The organism is Enterobacter sp. EC_50, assembly GCF_019584525.1.
GTDB lineage: Bacteria > Pseudomonadota > Gammaproteobacteria > Enterobacterales > Enterobacteriaceae > Enterobacter > Enterobacter roggenkampii.
In genome coordinates this window covers 18,925-38,162 of sequence record NZ_VDAF01000034.1, presented here as the reverse complement: position 1 = coordinate 38,162, position 19,238 = coordinate 18,925, and the positions used below count along the sequence as shown (strand labels likewise).

At 54.3% G+C, this 19,238-nt stretch carries 21 protein-coding genes and 1 other annotated feature; of the genes, 8 read left to right on the top strand and 13 right to left on the bottom strand.

What is annotated here, in order from left to right; translation table 11 throughout:
- Positions 1 to 350 precede the first annotated feature (350 nt).
- The 3 genes from clpB to rluD all read right to left on the bottom strand — a co-directional run bounded on the left by clpB (position 351) and on the right by rluD (position 4,762).
- Positions 351 to 2,924, bottom strand: a complete 2,574-nt coding sequence (clpB, locus tag FHC48_RS21105) for an ATP-dependent chaperone ClpB (RefSeq protein ID WP_008502466.1) — start codon at positions 2,922 to 2,924, stop codon at positions 351 to 353.
- Between the two features lie 129 nt (positions 2,925 to 3,053).
- Positions 3,054 to 3,785, bottom strand: coding sequence for a purine nucleoside phosphorylase YfiH (gene yfiH / locus FHC48_RS21100; RefSeq protein ID WP_045417532.1), 732 nt, complete (start codon positions 3,783 to 3,785; stop codon positions 3,054 to 3,056).
- Complete coding sequence (gene rluD / locus FHC48_RS21095) at positions 3,782 to 4,762, bottom strand: 23S rRNA pseudouridine(1911/1915/1917) synthase RluD (protein WP_008502468.1); 981 nt, start codon at positions 4,760 to 4,762, stop codon at positions 3,782 to 3,784. The genes yfiH and rluD overlap by 4 nt, the downstream gene beginning before the upstream one ends.
- Before the next feature lie 131 nt (positions 4,763 to 4,893).
- On the opposite strand from rluD, the gene bamD reads away from it, so the two are divergent.
- The 4 genes from bamD to pheA all read left to right on the top strand — a co-directional run bounded on the left by bamD (position 4,894) and on the right by pheA (position 7,668).
- Positions 4,894 to 5,631 (top strand): outer membrane protein assembly factor BamD, encoded by a 738-nt coding sequence (gene bamD, locus FHC48_RS21090; RefSeq protein ID WP_008502469.1) that lies wholly within the window; start codon positions 4,894 to 4,896, stop codon positions 5,629 to 5,631.
- Between the two features lie 268 nt (positions 5,632 to 5,899).
- A complete protein-coding gene (gene raiA / locus FHC48_RS21085; RefSeq protein ID WP_008502470.1) occupies positions 5,900 to 6,241 on the top strand; it encodes a ribosome-associated translation inhibitor RaiA in 342 nt (113 codons plus the stop codon).
- Positions 6,242 to 6,351: 110 nt separating this feature from the next.
- Positions 6,352 to 6,477, top strand: a sequence feature (Phe leader region).
- The gene (pheL, locus tag FHC48_RS21080) at positions 6,353 to 6,400 is read left to right on the top strand and encodes a pheA operon leader peptide PheL (protein ID WP_100249759.1); all 48 of its coding nucleotides are present in this window, start codon (positions 6,353 to 6,355) and stop codon (positions 6,398 to 6,400) included. (Overlaps the previous feature by 48 nt.)
- A gap of 30 nt (positions 6,478 to 6,507) precedes the next feature.
- Positions 6,508 to 7,668 carry a bifunctional chorismate mutase/prephenate dehydratase gene (gene pheA, locus FHC48_RS21075; RefSeq protein WP_023325894.1) on the top strand — a complete coding sequence of 387 codons (1,161 nt, stop codon included), beginning with the start codon at positions 6,508 to 6,510 and terminating at the stop codon, positions 7,666 to 7,668.
- Here the strand turns inward: pheA and FHC48_RS21070 are convergent.
- The 3 genes from FHC48_RS21070 to aroF are packed head-to-tail and all read right to left on the bottom strand — an operon-like array spanning position 7,665 to position 10,800.
- Positions 7,665 to 8,537: an SMP-30/gluconolactonase/LRE family protein gene (locus FHC48_RS21070; protein ID WP_045372332.1), complete on the bottom strand. Its 873-nt coding sequence runs from the start codon at positions 8,535 to 8,537 to the stop codon at positions 7,665 to 7,667. The two genes, pheA and FHC48_RS21070, sit on opposite strands and share 4 nt — an antisense overlap.
- A gap of 60 nt (positions 8,538 to 8,597) precedes the next feature.
- Complete coding sequence (gene tyrA, locus FHC48_RS21065; protein ID WP_008502473.1) at positions 8,598 to 9,719, bottom strand: bifunctional chorismate mutase/prephenate dehydrogenase; 1,122 nt, start codon at positions 9,717 to 9,719, stop codon at positions 8,598 to 8,600.
- Between the two features lie 10 nt (positions 9,720 to 9,729).
- Positions 9,730 to 10,800: a 3-deoxy-7-phosphoheptulonate synthase AroF gene (gene aroF / locus FHC48_RS21060; protein WP_059365193.1), complete on the bottom strand. Its 1,071-nt coding sequence runs from the start codon at positions 10,798 to 10,800 to the stop codon at positions 9,730 to 9,732.
- A 214-nt stretch (positions 10,801 to 11,014) separates the two neighbouring features.
- Here aroF and FHC48_RS21055 point away from each other — a divergent pair, with 214 nt between their 5' ends.
- From FHC48_RS21055 to FHC48_RS21040, 4 genes are all read left to right on the top strand, one after another.
- On the top strand, positions 11,015 to 11,389 hold the full coding sequence (locus FHC48_RS21055) for a DUF2799 domain-containing protein (RefSeq protein ID WP_008502475.1): 375 nt from the start codon (positions 11,015 to 11,017) through the stop codon (positions 11,387 to 11,389).
- Positions 11,390 to 11,527: 138 nt separating this feature from the next.
- The gene (locus FHC48_RS21050; protein WP_021241999.1) at positions 11,528 to 12,079 is read left to right on the top strand and encodes a YfiR family protein; all 552 of its coding nucleotides are present in this window, start codon (positions 11,528 to 11,530) and stop codon (positions 12,077 to 12,079) included.
- Positions 12,072 to 13,292 (top strand): diguanylate cyclase DgcN, encoded by a 1,221-nt coding sequence (gene dgcN / locus FHC48_RS21045; RefSeq protein WP_021241998.1) that lies wholly within the window; start codon positions 12,072 to 12,074, stop codon positions 13,290 to 13,292. The genes FHC48_RS21050 and dgcN overlap by 8 nt, the downstream gene beginning before the upstream one ends.
- Positions 13,293 to 13,304: 12 nt before the next feature.
- The gene (locus FHC48_RS21040; RefSeq protein ID WP_008502478.1) at positions 13,305 to 13,790 is read left to right on the top strand and encodes an OmpA family protein; all 486 of its coding nucleotides are present in this window, start codon (positions 13,305 to 13,307) and stop codon (positions 13,788 to 13,790) included.
- 2 nt (positions 13,791 to 13,792) lie between these two features.
- Here FHC48_RS21040 and FHC48_RS21035 read toward each other — a convergent pair whose 3' ends face one another.
- The 7 genes from FHC48_RS21035 to ffh all read right to left on the bottom strand — a co-directional run bounded on the left by FHC48_RS21035 (position 13,793) and on the right by ffh (position 19,208).
- The gene (locus FHC48_RS21035; RefSeq protein ID WP_059365194.1) at positions 13,793 to 15,163 is read right to left on the bottom strand and encodes a PepSY domain-containing protein; all 1,371 of its coding nucleotides are present in this window, start codon (positions 15,161 to 15,163) and stop codon (positions 13,793 to 13,795) included.
- A 36-nt stretch (positions 15,164 to 15,199) separates the two neighbouring features.
- Positions 15,200 to 15,604 carry a DUF2946 domain-containing protein gene (locus FHC48_RS21030; RefSeq protein WP_059365195.1) on the bottom strand — a complete coding sequence of 135 codons (405 nt, stop codon included), beginning with the start codon at positions 15,602 to 15,604 and terminating at the stop codon, positions 15,200 to 15,202.
- Between the two features lie 132 nt (positions 15,605 to 15,736).
- Positions 15,737 to 16,084, bottom strand: coding sequence for a 50S ribosomal protein L19 (gene rplS / locus FHC48_RS21025; protein ID WP_002914145.1), 348 nt, complete (start codon positions 16,082 to 16,084; stop codon positions 15,737 to 15,739).
- A gap of 43 nt (positions 16,085 to 16,127) precedes the next feature.
- Complete coding sequence (trmD, locus tag FHC48_RS21020) at positions 16,128 to 16,895, bottom strand: tRNA (guanosine(37)-N1)-methyltransferase TrmD (RefSeq protein WP_008502493.1); 768 nt, start codon at positions 16,893 to 16,895, stop codon at positions 16,128 to 16,130.
- A gap of 31 nt (positions 16,896 to 16,926) precedes the next feature.
- Positions 16,927 to 17,466 (bottom strand): ribosome maturation factor RimM, encoded by a 540-nt coding sequence (gene rimM / locus FHC48_RS21015; protein ID WP_021241995.1) that lies wholly within the window; start codon positions 17,464 to 17,466, stop codon positions 16,927 to 16,929.
- A gap of 15 nt (positions 17,467 to 17,481) precedes the next feature.
- Entirely contained in the window at positions 17,482 to 17,730 is a 249-nt protein-coding gene (rpsP, locus tag FHC48_RS21010; RefSeq protein ID WP_003863133.1) for a 30S ribosomal protein S16, read from the bottom strand.
- Between the two features lie 116 nt (positions 17,731 to 17,846).
- The gene (gene ffh, locus FHC48_RS21005) at positions 17,847 to 19,208 is read right to left on the bottom strand and encodes a signal recognition particle protein (RefSeq protein ID WP_014884878.1); all 1,362 of its coding nucleotides are present in this window, start codon (positions 19,206 to 19,208) and stop codon (positions 17,847 to 17,849) included.
- Between the last annotated feature and the right edge of the window lie 30 nt (positions 19,209 to 19,238).

Below are 19,238 nucleotides of genomic sequence, written 5' to 3'. Positions count from 1 at the left end.
GAGGACGTTAAGAATCCATGTCACTTTGAGTGCCCACACAGATTGTCTGATAAATTGTTAAAGAGCAGTGCCGCTTCGTTTTCGCTGCGGCGCGGGGTGTGCATATTACGCTTTCTCGCTTCAGAGTCAAGCGTTTATTTTCGCTATTCTCTGCTGACCCGGCGGCGTGTGTGCCGTTGTTCCGTGTTAGTGGAGGCGCATTATAGGGAGTAATTCCGAACCTGCAAGGATAAAGTGAAAATTATTTACTGACTGCTCACTTTCCAGGCAAACTTCACTCCAGATCTCAATTTTCGCCTGGTTTTTAAACAAAAACGAGCCGCAAGCGGCTCGTTTTTGCGTTTTGTGACTTACTGCACTGCCACAATGCGATCGTCGTTGGCTTCAAGACGGATAATTTTACCAGGAACCAGTTCCCCGGAGAGGATCTGCTGCGCAAGCGGGTTTTCGATCTGCTGCTGGATAGCACGTTTCAATGGACGCGCACCGTACACCGGATCGTAACCATTCTTACTCAGCAGTTTCAGCGCATCGTCGGAGATGTGAATTTCGTATCCACGCTCTTCCAGACGTTTGTACAGACGCTGCAGCTGAATCTGCGCAATCGACGCGATGTGTTTCTCACCCAGAGGATGGAATACCACCACTTCATCAATACGGTTGATGAACTCCGGACGGAAGTTATGGCTTACCACACCCAGCACCAGATCCTTCATGTGGCTGTAGTCCAGTTCACCGAAACGTTCCTGAATCAAATCGGAACCCAGGTTCGACGTCATAATGACAACCGTATTACGGAAGTCGACCGTTCTCCCCTGCCCGTCGGTCAGACGACCATCGTCCAGCACCTGAAGCAGGATGTTGAACACATCCGGATGCGCTTTTTCCACCTCATCCAGCAGGATGACGGAATAAGGACGACGACGCACCGCTTCTGTCAGGTACCCACCTTCTTCATAACCCACATATCCTGGAGGCGCCCCGACCAGACGCGAGACGGAGTGTTTCTCCATAAACTCTGACATGTCGATACGCACCATCGCATCATCGCTGTCGAACATAAAGTTAGCCAGCGCTTTGCACAGCTCGGTTTTACCGACACCGGTCGGCCCCAGGAACAGGAACGAACCAATCGGGCGGTTCGGATCGGACAGCCCTGCACGGCTACGACGAATAGCATTCGATACCGCTTCAACCGCTTCATTTTGACCAATCACACGATTGTGGAGATCGTTCTCCATGCGCAGCAGTTTTTCACGCTCACCTTCCAGCATGCGCGCCACGGGAATACCGGTCCAGCGGGCAAGCACTTCCGCAATCTCGGCATCCGTCACTTTATTACGTAACAGACGCATCGTTTTCCCTTCTGACTGCGTCGCAATCTCAAGCTGTTTTTCCAGCTCAGGGATTTTGCCATACTGCAGCTCTGACATCCGCGCCAGGTCACCCACGCGTCGCGCCTGCTCAATGGCAATTTTTGCCTGTTCGAGTTCAGCTTTAATGGTCTGCGTACCGGAAAGGGAGGCTTTCTCGGCTTTCCACTCTTCTTCAAGCTCAGAATACTGGCGCTCTTTATCGTCCAGCTCTTCATTGAGCATATCGAGGCGTTTCTTACTGGCTTCATCAGACTCTTTCTTCAGCGCCTGCTGTTCCAGCTTGAGCTGAATGATGCGTCGGTCGAGTCGATCCAGCTCTTCCGGCTTCGAGTCAATCTGCATACGAATGCTCGACGCCGCTTCATCAATCAGGTCGATGGCTTTATCCGGCAGCTGACGGTCAGCAATATAACGATGCGAAAGCGTCGCCGCCGCAACGATGGCCGGGTCAGTGATCTGCACATGGTGGTGCAGTTCATAACGCTCTTTCAGACCACGCAGGATCGCGATGGTATCTTCAACGCTTGGCTCGGCAACAAATACTTTCTGGAAACGACGTTCCAGCGCAGCATCTTTCTCAATGTACTGACGGTACTCATCCAGCGTGGTGGCACCGACGCAGTGAAGTTCACCGCGCGCCAGTGCAGGTTTCAGCATGTTCCCGGCATCCATTGCGCCGTCTGCCTTACCGGCACCGACCATGGTGTGCAGCTCGTCGATAAACAGGATGACGTTACCTTCCTGTTTCGCCAGATCGTTCAGCACGCCTTTCAGACGCTCTTCAAACTCACCGCGGTATTTCGCACCGGCCACCAGCGCGCCCATGTCCAGCGCCAGTACGCGGCGGCCTTTCAGGCCTTCCGGCACTTCACCGTTCACAATACGCTGCGCCAGCCCTTCAACAATCGCGGTTTTACCGACACCCGGTTCACCTATCAGTACCGGGTTGTTCTTGGTACGACGTTGCAGTACCTGAATGGTACGGCGGATTTCTTCATCACGGCCGATCACCGGGTCAAGTTTGCCCTGTTCAGCACGCTCGGTCAGATCGACCGTAAATTTCTTCAAAGCCTGACGTTGGTCTTCGGCTCCCTGATCGTTCACGCTTTCACCTCCGCGCATGTTCTCAATCGCCTGAGTCACATTGGCGGTGGTCGCACCGGCGGATTTCAGCAGGTCGGTCAAGGTACCGCGTGATTCAAGCGCCGCCAGAACAAACAGCTCTGACGAAATAAAATTGTCCCCACGTTTTTGCGCCAGCTTGTCGCAAAGGTTCAGGACACGCACCAGATCCTGCGACGGCTGAACGTCGCCGCCGGTCCCTTCGACCTGCGGTAAACGGCTCAGCGCCTGATCGATAGCGGTGCGTAACTGGCCAGCATTAATGCCAGCGGACGTTAATAAAGGACGTACCGATCCCCCTTCCTGATTCAGCAAGGCGCTCATTAGATGAAGAGGTTCGATAAATTGGTTGTCGTGCCCCAGTGCGAGGGACTGGGCATCGGCGAGAGCAAGCTGGAATTTATTAGTAAGACGATCCAGACGCATAACTCCTCCCATAACAGGTCAAATTTGCTACTGGAGATTAAATGAGGTCATCCCTCAATTATTCAAGGTTAATGACCTGAATTATGTGAAAAGAAAACGGCACGTGCCGGATCGTCTTGATTCTTTAGGTTATATCAGCCAAATGAAACTTGCCATACGGCCCGTCGTCTTGTCGCGGCGATAAGAGAAAAAATCACCCTTTTCGGTGAAGGTGCAGCGATCGCCGCCGAAGATCTGCGTCACGCCGACGCGGTTCAGGCGCTGGCGGGCGAGCTGATAAATATCGGCCAGATATTTATCCCCCGAAGGCAGGAAGGCGTCCACCGCTTGCGGATCTTTTTCCATAAAGGCTTCGCGAACTTCCGGCCCCACTTCAAAAGCGCGAGGGCCAATGGCCGGGCCAAGCCAGGCCATAATATTGGCGGGCTCATCCTTAAAGCAGGCGACGGTTTCTTCCAGCACGCCTTCACACAGTCCACGCCAGCCCGCGTGCGCTGCAGCCACCTCGGTGCCTGCACGGTTGCAGAACAGCACTGGCAGACAATCAGCGGTCATTACGGCACAAACGGTTCCCGGAGTATTGCTGTAAGAGGCATCAGCGCGTTTGGAAGCATAGGGCTCTCCCGTCAGCTTCAGCACCGCCTTGCCATGAACCTGTTCCAGCCAGACCGGTTTCGACGGCAGGTTCCCCGCTGCAAACAGACGCCTGCGGTTCTCTTCCACGTGTTCCAGGTTATCGCCACAGTGTGCACCGAGGTTCAACGACGCCCACGCGCCCTGGCTCACACCGCCAGTGCGGGTTGAACTGCAGGCAGCCACGCCGACAGGCAGTGGCCACTCCGGGACAATCAGTTTGGTCATAACCAGTCCACTTGATCCTTATGTTCTTCGAAATCAGCACGCATGGCGTCAATAAGGTCCACCATATCCTGCGGGATAGGCGCATGCCACTCCATCTGAATGCCGGTGATAGGATGGTAAAGACGCAGCATGGTCGCGTGCAGCGCCTGACGGTCGAATTTACGCAATACGCTGATGAACTCATCCGACGCGCCTTTAGGCGGACGCGGACGACCACCGTAGACCTGATCCCCCACCAGCGGATGGGTAATGTGGGCCATATGCACGCGGATCTGGTGAGTACGTCCGGTCTCCAGACGCAGACGCAGGCGCGTATGAATACGGAAGTGCTCCATAATGCGGTAATGCGTCACCGCCGGTTTACCCATCGGATGCACCGACATATGGGTACGCTTGGTCGGGTGACGGCTAATGGGCTCTTCCACCGTCCCGCCAGAAGTCATATGCCCAATGGCTACCGCTTCATATTCACGGGTGATTTCGCGCAGCTGCAGCGACTCCACCAGACGGGTCTGAGCAGGAACGGTCTTCGCCACCACCATCAGACCGGTAGTGTCTTTATCCAGACGGTGCACGATGCCCGCGCGCGGAACATCCGCGATCGGCGGATAGTAATGGAGAAGTGCGTTAAGTACCGTACCGTCAGGGTTTCCCGCGCCCGGATGAACAACCAGGTCGCGCGGCTTGTTGATCACCAGAATGTCATCATCTTCATAGACGATGTCCAGTGGGATATCCTGCGGCTCGAAGCGGATTTCCTCTTCGATTTCAGCATTGATGGCGACAGCTTCCCCACCTAACACTTTCTCTTTTGGTTTGTCCCAGATCTTGCCGTTTACCATCACGCGCTGGTCAAGGATCCATTCTTTTATGCGTGAACGCGAATAATCAGGGAACAATTCGGCCAAAGCCTGATCTAAGCGTTGACCGAGCTGATTTTCGGAGACTGTTGCGGTGAGTTCTACTCGTTGTGCCATAAACTGCTTCTTCGTTTAACGTTGGGTTTTACGGCTTTGCCGTTTAATATAGTGTGCTATTGTAGCTGGTCTTAATCGGGAGCAGGAACAGAGTTTCTCCCGGACAAACATTTGAGGAAAGTCAAAACGTCATGACGCGCATGAAATATCTGGTGGCAGCGGCCACGTTGAGCCTGGCTTTGGTGGGCTGCTCCGGTTCAAATGAACAGGTCCCTGACAATCCGCCGAATGAAATCTATGCGACTGCACAACAAAAGTTGCAGGACGGTAACTGGAAACAGGCGATAACGCAACTGGAAGCGTTGGATAATCGCTATCCATTTGGTCCGTATTCGCAGCAGGTACAGTTAGATCTCATCTACGCATACTATAAAAATGCCGATCTGCCGCTGGCTCAGGCAACCATCGATCGTTTCATGCGTCTGAACCCGACTCATCCTAACATCGACTACGTGATGTACATGCGCGGGCTCACCAACATGGCGCTGGACGACAGTGCGCTGCAGGGCTTCTTCGGCGTGGATCGTTCCGACCGTGACCCGCAGCATGCGCGTGATGCCTTCAATGACTTCTCTAAACTGGTGCGCGGCTATCCAAACAGCCAGTACGTGACCGACGCCACCAAGCGTCTGGTGTTCCTGAAAGATCGTCTGGCGAAATATGAATACTCCGTGGCGGACTACTATACCCGCCGTGGCGCATGGGTTGCCGTGGTTAACCGCGTAGAAGGTATGCTGCGTGATTACCCGGATACTCAGGCTACGCGCGACGGCCTGAAGCTGATGGAAAATGCTTACCGTCAGATGCAGATGACCGCTCAGGCTGAAAAAGTGGCGAAAATCATCGCCGCGAACAGCAGCAACACCTGATTTTGCCTCAATGCAAAACGGCAGCCCGAAGGCTGCCGTTTTTTTATTCGTTTCTGAGCGTCGCTGAAGCGCGTTAGCCTCAACACATCCAGTCAACTATGGCCTCAATTTTTGCCTTCTACAAGGTAAATCTCACCTCTTCCTGCCCTGCCTCACAAAAAAGATTCCCTGACAAAAACCGACAAAATAACGTGATCTAAATCACACATTTTGACATTAGGTCGGGTATGCTGGAATCACCAAGACGGAAAGACAAGAGGTAAAATTTATGACAATGAACATTACCAGTAAACAAATGGAAATTACTCCGGCAATTCGCCAGCACGTCGCAGACCGTCTCGCCAAACTGGATAAATGGCAAACACATTTGATTAATCCACATATCATCCTGTCCAAGGAGCCGCAGGGTTTCATCGCTGACGCAACTATCAATACTCCAAACGGCCATCTGGTCGCCAGCGCAAAACATGAGGATATGTACACCGCAATTAACGATTTGATCAACAAGCTGGAACGGCAGCTCAATAAAGTGCAACACAAAGGTGAAGCCCGTCGCGCCACAACGTCGGTGAAAGACGCCAGCTTCGCGGAAGAAGTTGAAGAAGAGTAATCCTTTAAATTGAGTGTACCGCCAACGCGCCTTCGGGCGCGTTTTTTGTTTTTTATTGACAGGGTGAAAACAGTACGGGTACTTTAACGGTATCACTCACAGGATGACTTTATGAAACTTACGCCGTTCTTCTTCGCATTCTTTTTTACCTTCCCCTGAACGGGAGGCGTTTCGTCGTGTGATAAAGAATGCGAAGACGAACAACAAGGCCTCCCACACCGGGGGGCCTTTTTTATTGATAACGATAAGATGAGACAGGCAACACTATGACACCGGAAAACCCGTTACTGGATCTGCGCGTAAAAATCAGCGCGCTGGATGAGAAACTGCTGGCGCTGCTGGCCGAACGCCGCGCCCTTGCCGTTGAAGTGGGTAAAGCCAAGCTGGACTCCCATCGTCCGGTCCGTGATATCGACCGCGAGCGGGATCTGCTGGAACGTCTCATTCAGCTCGGCAAAGCGCATCATCTCGATGCCCACTACATCACCCGGCTGTTCCAGCTCATCATCGAAGACTCCGTTCTGACCCAGCAAGCGCTACTCCAGCAGCACCTCAATAAAACCAATCCGCACTCTGCGCGTATCGCTTTCCTCGGGCCAAAGGGCTCCTATTCTCACCTGGCCGCACGTCAGTATGCCGCTCGCCATTTCGAAGAATTTATTGAAAGCGGCTGCGCGAAGTTTGCCGACATTTTTAACCAGGTCGAGACCGGCCAGGCGGATTACGCCGTGGTGCCGATTGAAAACACCAGCTCCGGCGCCATCAACGACGTCTACGATTTGCTGCAGCACACCAGCCTGTCGCTGGTCGGCGAGCTGACGATCCCTATCGATCACTGCGTGCTGGTCTCCGGTTCAACGGACCTGAACACGATCGAAACGGTCTACAGCCACCCGCAGCCGTTCCAGCAGTGCAGCCAGTTCCTGAACCGCTATCCGAACTGGAAAATTGAGTACACCGAAAGCACCTCGGCGGCGATGGAAAAAGTCGCCCAGGCGAACTCCCCCAACGTTGCGGCGCTGGGCAGCGAAGCGGGCGGCGCGCTGTATGGTTTACAGGTGCTGGAACGCAACCTGGCAAACCAGACGCAAAACATTACCCGCTTCGTGGTGCTGGCCCGCAAGGCAATCAATGTGTCTGACCAGGTACCGGCCAAGACCACGCTGCTGATGGCCACCGGCCAACAGGCCGGTGCGCTGGTTGAAGCTCTGCTGGTACTGCGTAATCACAACCTGATCATGACCCGGCTGGAATCGCGCCCAATCCACGGTAACCCGTGGGAAGAGATGTTCTACCTCGATATCCAGGCCAACCTGGAGTCTGCTTCCATGCAGAAAGCCCTGCGCGAGCTGGGCGAGATCACGCGTTCCATGAAGGTGCTGGGCTGTTACCCGAGCGAAAACGTCGTCCCGGTCGATCCAATCTAACGTTCGATAAAACGGCTTTTCTTCATCCCTGCCACGCTCACCGGCAGGGTGAAGATGGCGCCGGAGAGCGGATATTTCGCCACCTCCTCCGCATCCATATTTTCCCGCGTGGTGGTAATAAACAGCGTTTTCATGTCATCGCCGCCAAAGCAGACCATCGTCGGGCAACGTACCGGCATACGGTACTCTTCCAGCTGCTCCCCTTGCGGTGAAAAACGCGCGATGCGCCAGCCGTCAAACAGCGCGCTCCAGTAACAGCCTTCCACATCCATCGCCGCGCCGTCGGGTATCCCTTCGCCCTCTTTAAACTGACGAAACACCTCTCGCTTACCCGGTTCACCCTGCTCATCAAGCGGGGTACGGTAGATCACACCGTTTGGCGTATCTGAGGTAAACATCCACTGCTTATCCGGGCTAAACGCCAGGCCGTTATGCCCGTGGATATCGCACTGGATCACCTTCGGCGTCAGGTCGTTGTCGATGCGCATCAGCAGGGCGCCGTTGTAATCTCCCGGCCCCCAGAACGTGCCCGCGTAGAACCGGCCCAGATGGTCGGTGCCTCCATCGTTAAAACGCGCCAGCTGCGGGTTAGAGGGGTTATCACACACCTTGCGGCGCAGCAGGCCGTGTTTATCGGTCAGCCAGATACCCGTTCGCATCGCAACGATAAAACCACCCTGCTCACGCAGCGCGAAACACCCCACCTCCTCGTGGAAAGAGAGTACGGTGTGTTCCACCGTCGGCAGATGGTAGCGGTGGATCTCGCCTTCCAGAATATCGGCCCAGTAGAGCGCCTGCTCTTCGGCGCTCCACGTCGGGCATTCAGGCAAATGCCCGGTGTAATTCAACAGCAGCTGCGGTTCAGCCATGACAGTTCCCCAAAATGAAAAAAGCCAGCATTGCTGGCTTTCAGTATATACATCATCGCATTACTGGCGACTGTCATTTGCCTGGCGCAACAACGTCCGGCTCTCATTCTGGAAACGCTGCGCATAATCGCCAAACCAGTGCTCGACCTTGCGGAAGCTGTCGATAAACGCCTGCTTGTCTCCGTGCTCAAGCAGCGTAATGGCTTCTCCAAAGCGCTGATAGTAGCGCTTGATCAGAGCCAGGTTGTTTTCGGAAGACATAATGATGTCCGCGTACAGCTGCGGATCCTGCGCGAACAGACGCCCGACCATCGCCAGCTCCAGGCGATAGATAGGTGAAGAGAGCGCCAGCAGCTGTTCAAGCTGTACGTTCTCTTCCGCCAGATGCAGGCCGTAGGCAAACGTGGCAAAGTGGCGCAGCGCCTGAATGAACGCCATGTTCTGGTCGTGCTCAACCGCGCTGATGCGGTGCAGTCGCGCGCCCCATACCTGAATCTGTTCCAGGAACCACTGATAGGCTTCCGGCTGACGACCGTCGCAGTAAACCACCACCTGCTTAGCCAGGCTGCCGCTGTCCGGACCAAACATCGGGTGCAGACCCAGCACCGGCCCGGTATGCGCAGCCAGCATTGCCTGCAGCGGACCATTTTTGACGGAGGCCAGATCCACCAGGATACAGTCTTTCGGTAAAGGAGGAAGCTTCCCGACGATCTGCTCCGTCACGTGGATCGGCACGCTGACGATAACCATCCCGGCATCTTTCATGAGTTCCGGCGCCTGCGCCCAGTCCTCTTTTTCCAGAATGCGCACCTGATAGCCAGAAAGCGTCAGCATTTTTTCAAACAGACGCCCCATCTGTCCTGCCCCGCCGACAATCACCACCGGACGCAGGGTCGGACAGAGGGTTTTGAACCCCTTGTCGTTTTCACTGGAATAGGACTCTCGCATCACGCGACGCAGAACATCCTCAATCAAATCCGGCGAAACGCCCAGCGCCTGCGCCTCTTTGCGACGAGAGGCCAGCATTGAGGCTTCGCGCTCCGGGACGTAAATCGGCAGGCCGTATTTGCTTTTTACCTCACCGACTTCGGCAACCAGCGCCATGCGGCGCGCCAGCAGATCCAGCAGCGCCTTATCCACTTCATCAATTTGATCGCGCAGTGCGGTCAATTCAGCAACCATAACTACCCTCTTAAGCCAGACGCGTCGCCAGCTGGCCGCTTAAATCTTTATGGATCTCACGCAGCAGTGCATCGGTGGTCTCCCAGCTGATGCAGGCATCCGTCACGGAGACGCCGTACTTCATGGCACTGCGCGGTTGTTCAGATGATTGATTGCCTTCATGAATATTGCTCTCAATCATCAGACCGATAATCGAACGGTTGCCATCTTTGATCTGGGCGACCACGGATTCCGCAACCGCAGGCTGACGACGGTAATCTTTATTCGAATTACCATGACTGCAATCTACCATCAGTGCCGGACGCAGTCCCGCCTGCTCCATCTCTTTTTCACACTGCGCCACGTCCGCCGGACTGTAGTTCGGGGCTTTCCCGCCGCGCAGGATCACGTGCCCGTCCGGGTTACCCTGTGTTTGCAGGAGGCAGACCTGGCCCGCCTGGTTGATACCGACGAAACGGTGCGGCATGGCGGCCGCGCGCATGGCGTTGATCGCCGTCGCCAGGCTGCCATCGGTACCGTTTTTAAAACCAACCGGCATCGACAGGCCAGACGCCATCTCGCGGTGGGTTTGCGATTCCGTGGTACGCGCGCCAATCGCGGACCAGCTGAACAGATCGCCAAGGTATTGCGGGCTGTTCGGATCCAGCGCTTCGGTTGCCAGCGGCAGCCCCATGCTGACCAGCTCCACCAGCAGGCGACGCGCAATCTTCAGGCCTGCTTCCACATCAAACGAGCCATCCATGTGCGGATCGTTAATCAACCCTTTCCAGCCAACGGTAGTACGTGGCTTCTCAAAATAGACGCGCATCACCAGGTAGAGGCTATCGCTGACCTCCTCCGCTAATGCTTTAAATCGACGAGCGTACTCAATGGCGGTTTCAGGATCGTGAATAGAGCAAGGACCACACACCACCAGCAGGCGCGGATCGCGGCCGGCGATGATGTCAGAAATGGTCTGGCGCGAGTGCTCAATCTGAGCCTCCTGCGCGACGCTCAGCGGAAATTCTGCTTTCAGCTGATCCGGAGTAATTAAAACCTGTTCGTCAGTGATATGTACGTTGTTCAGCGCGTCTTTTTGCATGATGGCGATCCTGTAAAGCTCGTTTGCGATAGTTGTTTTCCTCAATGAGGTGAAACCACGATATCATAAAAAGTAAACATTTCAATCCAAAATACGTACATATTACTTTACAGTAGCCAATTTATTGCAAAAATCAGCCGTCAAAAACGTAAAGTTTAAATTACAGACATACTTTCTTAAGCCAGGCTATGCTGAAGTAAAAAGGAGAATGGCTATGCGTTCAATTGCTCTCACGCTGTTGTCGCTGTTTTTAACGGGCTGCCAGATCAATCCTTATACCTTCCAGCCCGACTGGACCAGTCCATCTTGGTTTGATGCCGGTAAAGAAGACGCCATGAATGGCCTGCCGGTTAAAGATAACCAGACCCTGGCCGATAGTTTTAACGACACCCACGTTGATCGTAGTGAATATCTTCGCGGCTATGCCGATGGTCAGAAGAGAGTCTGCGAAGAAGGGTTTATTCACGCCTGGGGATTAGCGGGCAAATCTTTCCCTGCCAGTTGCGATACTGCTGAAAACGCGGCAAAACTGCGTGCGTCATGGCAAAAAGGGATGGATGAAAGTATGCGCTCCAGCAGACTCAATTAAGTCTGTTTTTAATCACCGGAAAATAAACAACAGTAGGATTTAGCTTAGGTTGACCTGAGGCTATTTCTGACATAATGACGGCTCTGACAAACAATGGTATTCTGCCCGCAACTCTTAAGGACATCTATTTCCAGAGCGATGTGGCGGATTCTGGTGAGAAATTTATTCTTGATCTCTTTTTTCCGACTCACTCTGGTGTTAATGCTGTTCATTATGGTGGGCCCAGCGACGGCAGGCACGCTCACGGAAACGGATAAATCGGTACGCTCGATAGTCTCAGGCATTGTGAGCTATACGCGATGGCCGTCACTATCCGGGCAACCTAAACTCTGCATCTATGCCACTTCTCACTATACGCACGCGCTTAGCGGCGACGAAGGGCACAACGAGTTACCCTATACTCCCGCTATTGTACATAACGATCGGGAAGCCCTGGCCGCGACGTGCGATGCGATTTATTTCGGGTCTGAATCACCGGCAAAACAACTTGAATTAATAAGCCAATATCAGGGCAGAGCATTGCTATTAATCTCAGAGCAAAATCCGGAATGTGTAATTGGCAGTGCCTTTTGCCTGATGATCGATCGTGGCCAGGTCCGGTTCTCCGTCAACCTGGATGCATTGACGCGCAGTGGCGTAAGAGTCAATCCGGATGTATTAATGCTGGCACGGAATAAGCAGCATGGATAAAGATTTCACTTCAACGCCACGGCCGACGTTTAAAAGAACGTTAAGGCGAAACAGCATGATAAGCGTCATTATCACGATGACGTTAATATGGCTGTTGCTCTGTTTTGCTTCCGTTGTGACGTTAAAACAATACGCGCAAAAGAATCTCGAATTAACCGGCGCCACGATGAGCCACAGCCTGGAAGCCTCGCTGGTTTTCAACGACTCGCTGGCGGCCAACGAAACGCTTGCCGCCCTGGGCAAACAGGGGCAGTTTGCCGCGGCCGAGGTGATTAACGCGCATAAAAAGCGGTTCGCCTACTGGTCCTGGAACCCGGAAGATAACAACGACACGCTGGGCGCGCTGGTCAGCCGCTGGCTTTTCCCCGTACCGGTTGCGCAGCCCATCATGCATAACGGCTTAACGATCGGCGAAATCCGCCTTACCGCGCGTGACAGTCTGATCAGCCATTTCATCTGGACGTCGTTTGCCGTACTGACCGGCTGCATTCTCTTTGCCGCCGTGGTCGCGCTCGTCATTACCCAGTCTTTGCATCGTGGAATGGTCACGGCCCTGCAGAACATTACCGACGTCGTGCATGACGTGCGCACGAACCGAAATTTCTCCCGCCGGGTGAAAGACGGCCGTATCGAAGAATTTCACCAGTTTGGCGAAGACTTCAATAGTCTTCTGGATGAAATGGAAGAGTGGCAGCTGAAGCTTCAGGCGAAAAATGCCCAGCTGTTGCGGACCGCCATGCACGACCCGCTTACCGGTCTTGCCAACCGCGCGGCGTTTCGTAACAGCATTGCGGCATTAATGAATGACCCTTCAGCCAGAACCAACTCGGCCCTGCTCTTCCTCGACGGTGATAATTTTAAGTTTATTAACGACACCTGGGGACACGCGGCAGGAGACTGCGTGCTGATCGAAGTCGCCAGCAGAATGATGGAGTTTGGCGACAAACGTCATCAGTCCTACCGCCTTGGCGGTGACGAATTTGCCATGGTGCTGTACGGCGTGCACTCTGAGCTTGAGGTTCAACATATTTGTGCTGCGCTTTCGCAGCAGTTTATCCGTCCCTTTGATCTTCATAACGGACAAAAAGCATCGATGTCACTCAGCATTGGCTTTGCTCTGGCGTGGGAAAATACTTCCGTGGAAGCATTACTGGAGAGGGCTGACCGCAACATGTACCAGGTTAAAAACCAGCGTACGAAAACAATAAGTTAGAAAGGATACACTATGTTAAAACGTTACTTCGCGCCCTTAGTCCTGGCCTCACTGGTTCTGGCAGGCTGCCAGTCGCCGCCGGAAGGCAAATTCACTCCTGAGCAAATTGCGGCGATGAAGTCTTACGGTTTTAACGAACTGAACGGTGACTGGTCGCTTGGGATGTCGGACACCATCCTGTTTGATAAAAATGACGCCAGGCTGCGATCGGAGAGTGAAACGCAGATCCAGTCCATGGCCTCTCGCCTGGCGGAAACCGGCCTGACCCACGCGCGAATGGACGGCCACACGGATAACTACGGGGAAGAGAGCTACAACGAAGCGCTCTCGTTAAAACGCGCCAACGCCGTGGCCGATGCCTGGGCGAAGGGGGCAAATATCCCGCGCAGCAATCTCACCACGCGGGGATTAGGTCAAAAATATCCGGTTGCGAGCAACAGTACCTCACAAGGGCGCGCTGAAAACCGCCGCGTCGCAGTGGTAATCAGCACGCCATAAGGCTATTTAGCGGATGATTCGGCGAGCGTCACCCTGGTTGCCGCTCGCCAGCGCAGCCAGTCCACCAGAACAAACAGCGCCAGACTCACGCCCATGACCGGCAATGCCAGTCCCAACAGTACGCTGATTAACACCGTAACGCCTCTTCCCCACACTGACAAGGCAAGCCAGCTCTGGCAAAGCGTCTGTACCGGACTCACAGCCGATTGCGCCGGACGACGCATCCACCACATCCGGTATCCCCAGATAATGAGCACGCAAAGGGCGAGGCCGAACGCAACCAGCAGCAGCTGATTTGCGAGGCCGAATAAGATCCCCATATGGAAATCCACGCCCCAGCGGGTCAGTTTTGCCATTAGCGGAAAATCCTCGAATCGGGTTCTGTCCAGAACCTGCATCGTATGAGGATCAACCGCCACGGCGTCCACCTGAGTTGGCCAGCTGCGATCGATTTCCGTCACGGTCCAGGCGCGATCCCTCGTTTTCGCCGGGCGGATCTCCAGCTTGCTGGCATCAATACCCGCGTTACGCGCCGCGCTTAACACGCCGTCAAACTGCGTCAAATCCATCGCCATATCGGGCATCACCATTCCACCATGATGACCGCGGTGTTCGGCATGTTCATCCACGACCTCATGTTGGCCGGATAGCGTCGTGTTCACCTGCGGGGTGAGCCAGTTCATCTCTGCCCGCAGCTTATCCACGTTCCCGCCAGCCCACTGGGACCAGGTCAGGCCGGTTGCGGAGAACAGCAGCATTCCACCCAGCAGGCTCCAGCCCAGCGTCACGTGTACCCGACGCCGGTTCTGGAAGCGATTGTTGATCCGCCGTTTGGGCCGGGTATAACACCACAGGGCAATACCGCCCAGCGCGGCGACCCACATCCACGAGGCCGCAAGCTCGCTGTAAAGGCGCCCAATGTCGCCCAGCATCAGGGAAGTATGCAGGTAATCAATGGTCTGACGCAGGGGTAAAATCCCGCTGGTGCCGTATACCGTCAGATCTCCCAGCACCGTCAGGCTTACCGGATCGATAAAGATAGCCCGGTTCTCCGATGGCCCAAGTTTCGGGTCAGCGAACATCACGCGGGTGGTTTCGCCCTCAACCAGCCCCGGACGAACGGCGTGCAAACGTAAATCTGATCCAGCGGTTTTTTCCGCCACGACGATTTGTTCCGCCAGAGGCAGTGGCTCGCCTATAGAATCCGTGTGGAGCGCGTGCCGGTAGAGTGCGTTTTCCAGCTGTGGGGTCGCCACGTACAGCGTTCCGGTCAGCGCGGCGAAGAAGATAAACGGGCCGACAAACAGCCCAACGTAGAAATGAAGGCGACGCAGCAGGTTTCCCCATGCCGCGCGCGAGGTGCAGGTAGTCATACTTTTCCTTTTTAAGGCAAAAAGTTATCGATATTTTTAAAGGGAAAAAGCAGACTGCCGCGGCGGCGCGCGGGTATCAGGGTAAAGCCAGGGGAAGAAGTGCCAGTGCTTGACCGCCTGACGCGGCGGCTTAACGCGAAGCCTCTGTAGCACCACGCTGAGCAGGACGATGAGCGCCAGCATCACGCCAGGGACATGCGCTAACAGCACGCAGTAGCCGCACGCTTCCGCATGGTTGACGGGCATCGTGTGTGGCATATCGCCGTGATGCTCGTCCATCGACATCATGCTCATGTCATGATGCATGCCCGGCATGGCGCTCATGGGATCTTTCTGCAATGAGACGGAGATAAGGGGTGCTACCACGATCAGCAGGATCGCGAACAGCGCGGTCAATGCCGCTGCGCGTTTCCAACTATGCTGATGTAGTACGTTATCCACTTCCCCTCCATTCAAGAGGCAAGCATTGTAAATGATTTATGACGAAAGGGTTAACGCGAGAGGTGCGATGGGATAAAAAAAGGGCCAGCCTTTCGGCCAGCCCTTTCTAACAGGATGTCGCTTAAGCGAATCTTAGTTCAGACGCTCTTTAATACGAGCAGACTTACCAGTACGCTCACGCAGGTAGTACAGTTTAGCTTTACGTACAGCACCACGACGTTTAACAGCAATGCTGTCAACTACCGGAGAGTGAGTCTGGAAGACACGCTCAACGCCTTCGCCGTTGGAAATTTTACGAACAGTGAATGCAGAGTGCAGACCGCGGTTACGAATAGCGATAACCACGCCCTCGAATGCCTGCAGACGTTTTTTGGAACCTTCAACAACCCATACTTTCACTTCCACGGTGTCACCTGGACGGAAGGAAGGTACGTCCTGCTTCATCTGCTCTTGTTCAAGTTGCTTAATAATGTTGCTCATAATTTAATCTCTTATCCTGGGTAAACTGATATTCGGGAGCGTATTACGCATTCCCATCATGTTCATGCTGCTGTTGCGCGTGTTCAGTTTTGAACTCGGCCAGCAACTTTGCTTGCTCTTCAGTCAGAGCCAGGTTTTCCAGAAGTTCAGGTCTTCTAAGCCAGGTTCGGCCCAGCGACTGCTTCAAACGCCAGCGACGTATCTCGGCATGGTTTCCTGACAGTAACACTGCCGGGACTTCCATCCCTTCTAACACTTCAGGACGGGTATAGTGTGGACAGTCCAGCAACCCATCGGCAAAGGAATCTTCCGTTGCCGAAGCTTCATGGCCCAGTACTCCCGGAATGAACCGGGCGACGGAGTCAATCAGCGTCATTGCGGGTAACTCACCACCACTGAGAACGTAATCGCCGATAGACCATTCTTCGTCAATCTCGGTTTGAATTACGCGCTCATCTATCCCTTCGTAGCGACCACAGACCAGAATCAGCTTTTGATTCGTCGCCAGTTCGCTGACGCCCGCTTGATCAAGCTTGCGTCCCTGAGGTGACAGATAAATCACCTTTGCGCCTTCACCTGCCGCGGCTTTTGCTGTGTGAATGGCGTCCCGTAAGGGTTGCACCATCATTAGCATCCCCGGTCCGCCGCCGTAAGGACGATCGTCCACGGTACGGTGCCGGTCATGAGTAAAGTCACGAGGACTCCAGCTCTGGATGCTCAGCAGGCCATTCTTTACTGCCCGGCCAGTTACCCCGTAATCGGTAATCGCGCGGAACATTTCAGGAAACAGGCTAATTATGCCAATCCACATAGCGCCGTCTTTTACCGTTTATCCGGAGAATTTAAAAACCAGGATCCCAATCTACTTCAATGGTTTGAGTAGTGAGATCGACTTTCTTGATAACCTGTCCATCGAGGAACGGAACCAACCGCTCCTTGATGCCAAATGCATCTTTCAGGTTTGCCTTAATGACGAGAACGTCATTTGACCCGGTTTCCATCATATCGATGACTTTCCCCAGGCTGTAGCCTTCAGTAGTGACTACCTGGCAACCCATAAGGTCTTTCCAGTAGTAGTCGCCCTCTTCCAGCTGTGGCAACTGCGACGAATCCACGACAATTTCACAATTAGTCAGCGCATTCGCGGCATCACGATCGTCAACGCCTTTCAGCTTGATGATGATGTCCTGATTGTGGTGACGCCAGCTTTCCAGCTCGACCTCTTCCCACTTACCGCCTTTCTGGATAAACCAGGGCTGGTAATTAAAAATGCTATCAGCGTCTTCAGTGGAGGAAAACACTCTGAGCCAACCACGGATACCGTAGCAAGAACCCATTTTTCCCAATACGATCGGTTCAACAGGTGCTTTATTGCTCATCATGACCACCGTGACAGATTAAGCTGCTTTGTTTGCTGCTTTGATCAGCGTAGCAACGCGATCGGAAACAGTAGCGCCCTGGCCAACCCAGTGAGCGATACGATCCAGATCCAGACGAGTTTCTTCTTCTGCGCCAGCGGCCAGTGGGTTGAAGAAACCAACGCGCTCGATGAAGCGACCGTTGCGTGCATTACGGCTGTCAGTCACAACAACCTGGTAGAACGGACGCTTTTTAGCGCCGTGACGTGCTAAACGAATAGTTACCATAACATCCTCTTGTGTGAATAAAACAACCGGGCCCCATCGAGGAACGGAGCCCGGGTGTCATATTAAAAGCCCGAAAATTTTACTCATTTTCGGGCAAAAAGCAATCTCAAAAGCGATTAACGCCCTGGAAAACCGGGAGGCATCATCCCTTTCATGCCGCGCATCATCTTCGCCATGCCGCCTTTCTTCATTTTCTTCATCATGCGCTGCATGTCGTCGAACTGTTTCAGAAGGCGGTTAACGTCCTGCACCTGCATGCCGCAACCGGCTGCGATACGGCGTTTACGGGAACCTTTGATGATGTCCGGGTTAGCGCGTTCTTTAAGGGTCATCGAGTTGATGATCGCCTCCATACGCACCAGCACCTTGTCATCCATCTGCGCTTTCACGTTGTCTGGGATCTGGCCCATGCCCGGCAGTTTGCCCATCAGGCTGGCCATGCCGCCCATGTTTTTCATCTGACGCAGCTGCTCAAGGAAGTCGGTGAGATCGAAACCGTCCCCTTTTTTCAGCTTGCTGGCCAGCTTCTCGGCCTGCGCGCGGTCAACCTTGCTCTCGATATCTTCGATCAGCGACAGCACGTCGCCCATGCCGAGAATACGGGAGGCAATACGATCCGGGTGGAACGGCTCCAGCGCTTCGGTTTTTTCGCCCACGCCGAGGAATTTGATCGGCTTACCGGTGATATGACGAATAGAAAGCGCCGCACCGCCGCGGGCGTCACCGTCCACTTTAGTCAGCACCACGCCGGTTAACGGCAGCGCTTCGTTAAACGCTTTCGCGGTATTCGCCGCATCCTGACCGGTCATGGCGTCGACGACAAACAGGGTCTCTACCGGGTTGATAGAGGCATGCACCTGCTTGATCTCGTCCATCATCGCTTCGTCAACGTGCAGACGACCGGCGGTATCCACCAGCAGCACATCGTAGAATTTCAGCTTCGCCTCTTTCAGCGCGGCGTTAACGATGTCGACAGGCTTCTGCGCCACGTCGGACGGGAAGAAATCCACGCCGACCTGCTCTGCCAGGGTCTCCAGCTGCTTGATCGCCGCCGGGCGATAGACGTCCGCAGAGACCACCAGCACTTTCTTCTTGTGCTTTTCGCGCAGGAACTTACCCAGCTTACCGACGCTGGTGGTTTTACCCGCACCCTGCAGACCCGCCATCAACACGACGGCCGGAGGCTGAGCCGCCAGGTTCAGAACCTGGTTCTCTTCGCCCATCGCCGAAACCAGTTCGTTACGAACGATTTTGACGAACTCCTGACCCGGGGTCAGGCTCTTGTTAACTTCATGACCAACCGCCTTCTCTTTCACGCGGTTGATAAAATCACGAACAACCGGCAACGCGACGTCTGCTTCCAGCAGCGCCATGCGCACTTCGCGCAGCGTTTCCTTGATGTTCTCTTCAGTAAGGCGTCCGCGGCCGCTGATGTTGCGCAGCGTGCGCGACAAACGATCGGTTAAATTATCAAACATTGTCTCTCGCCTGAGTAGAAACGTTGGGCC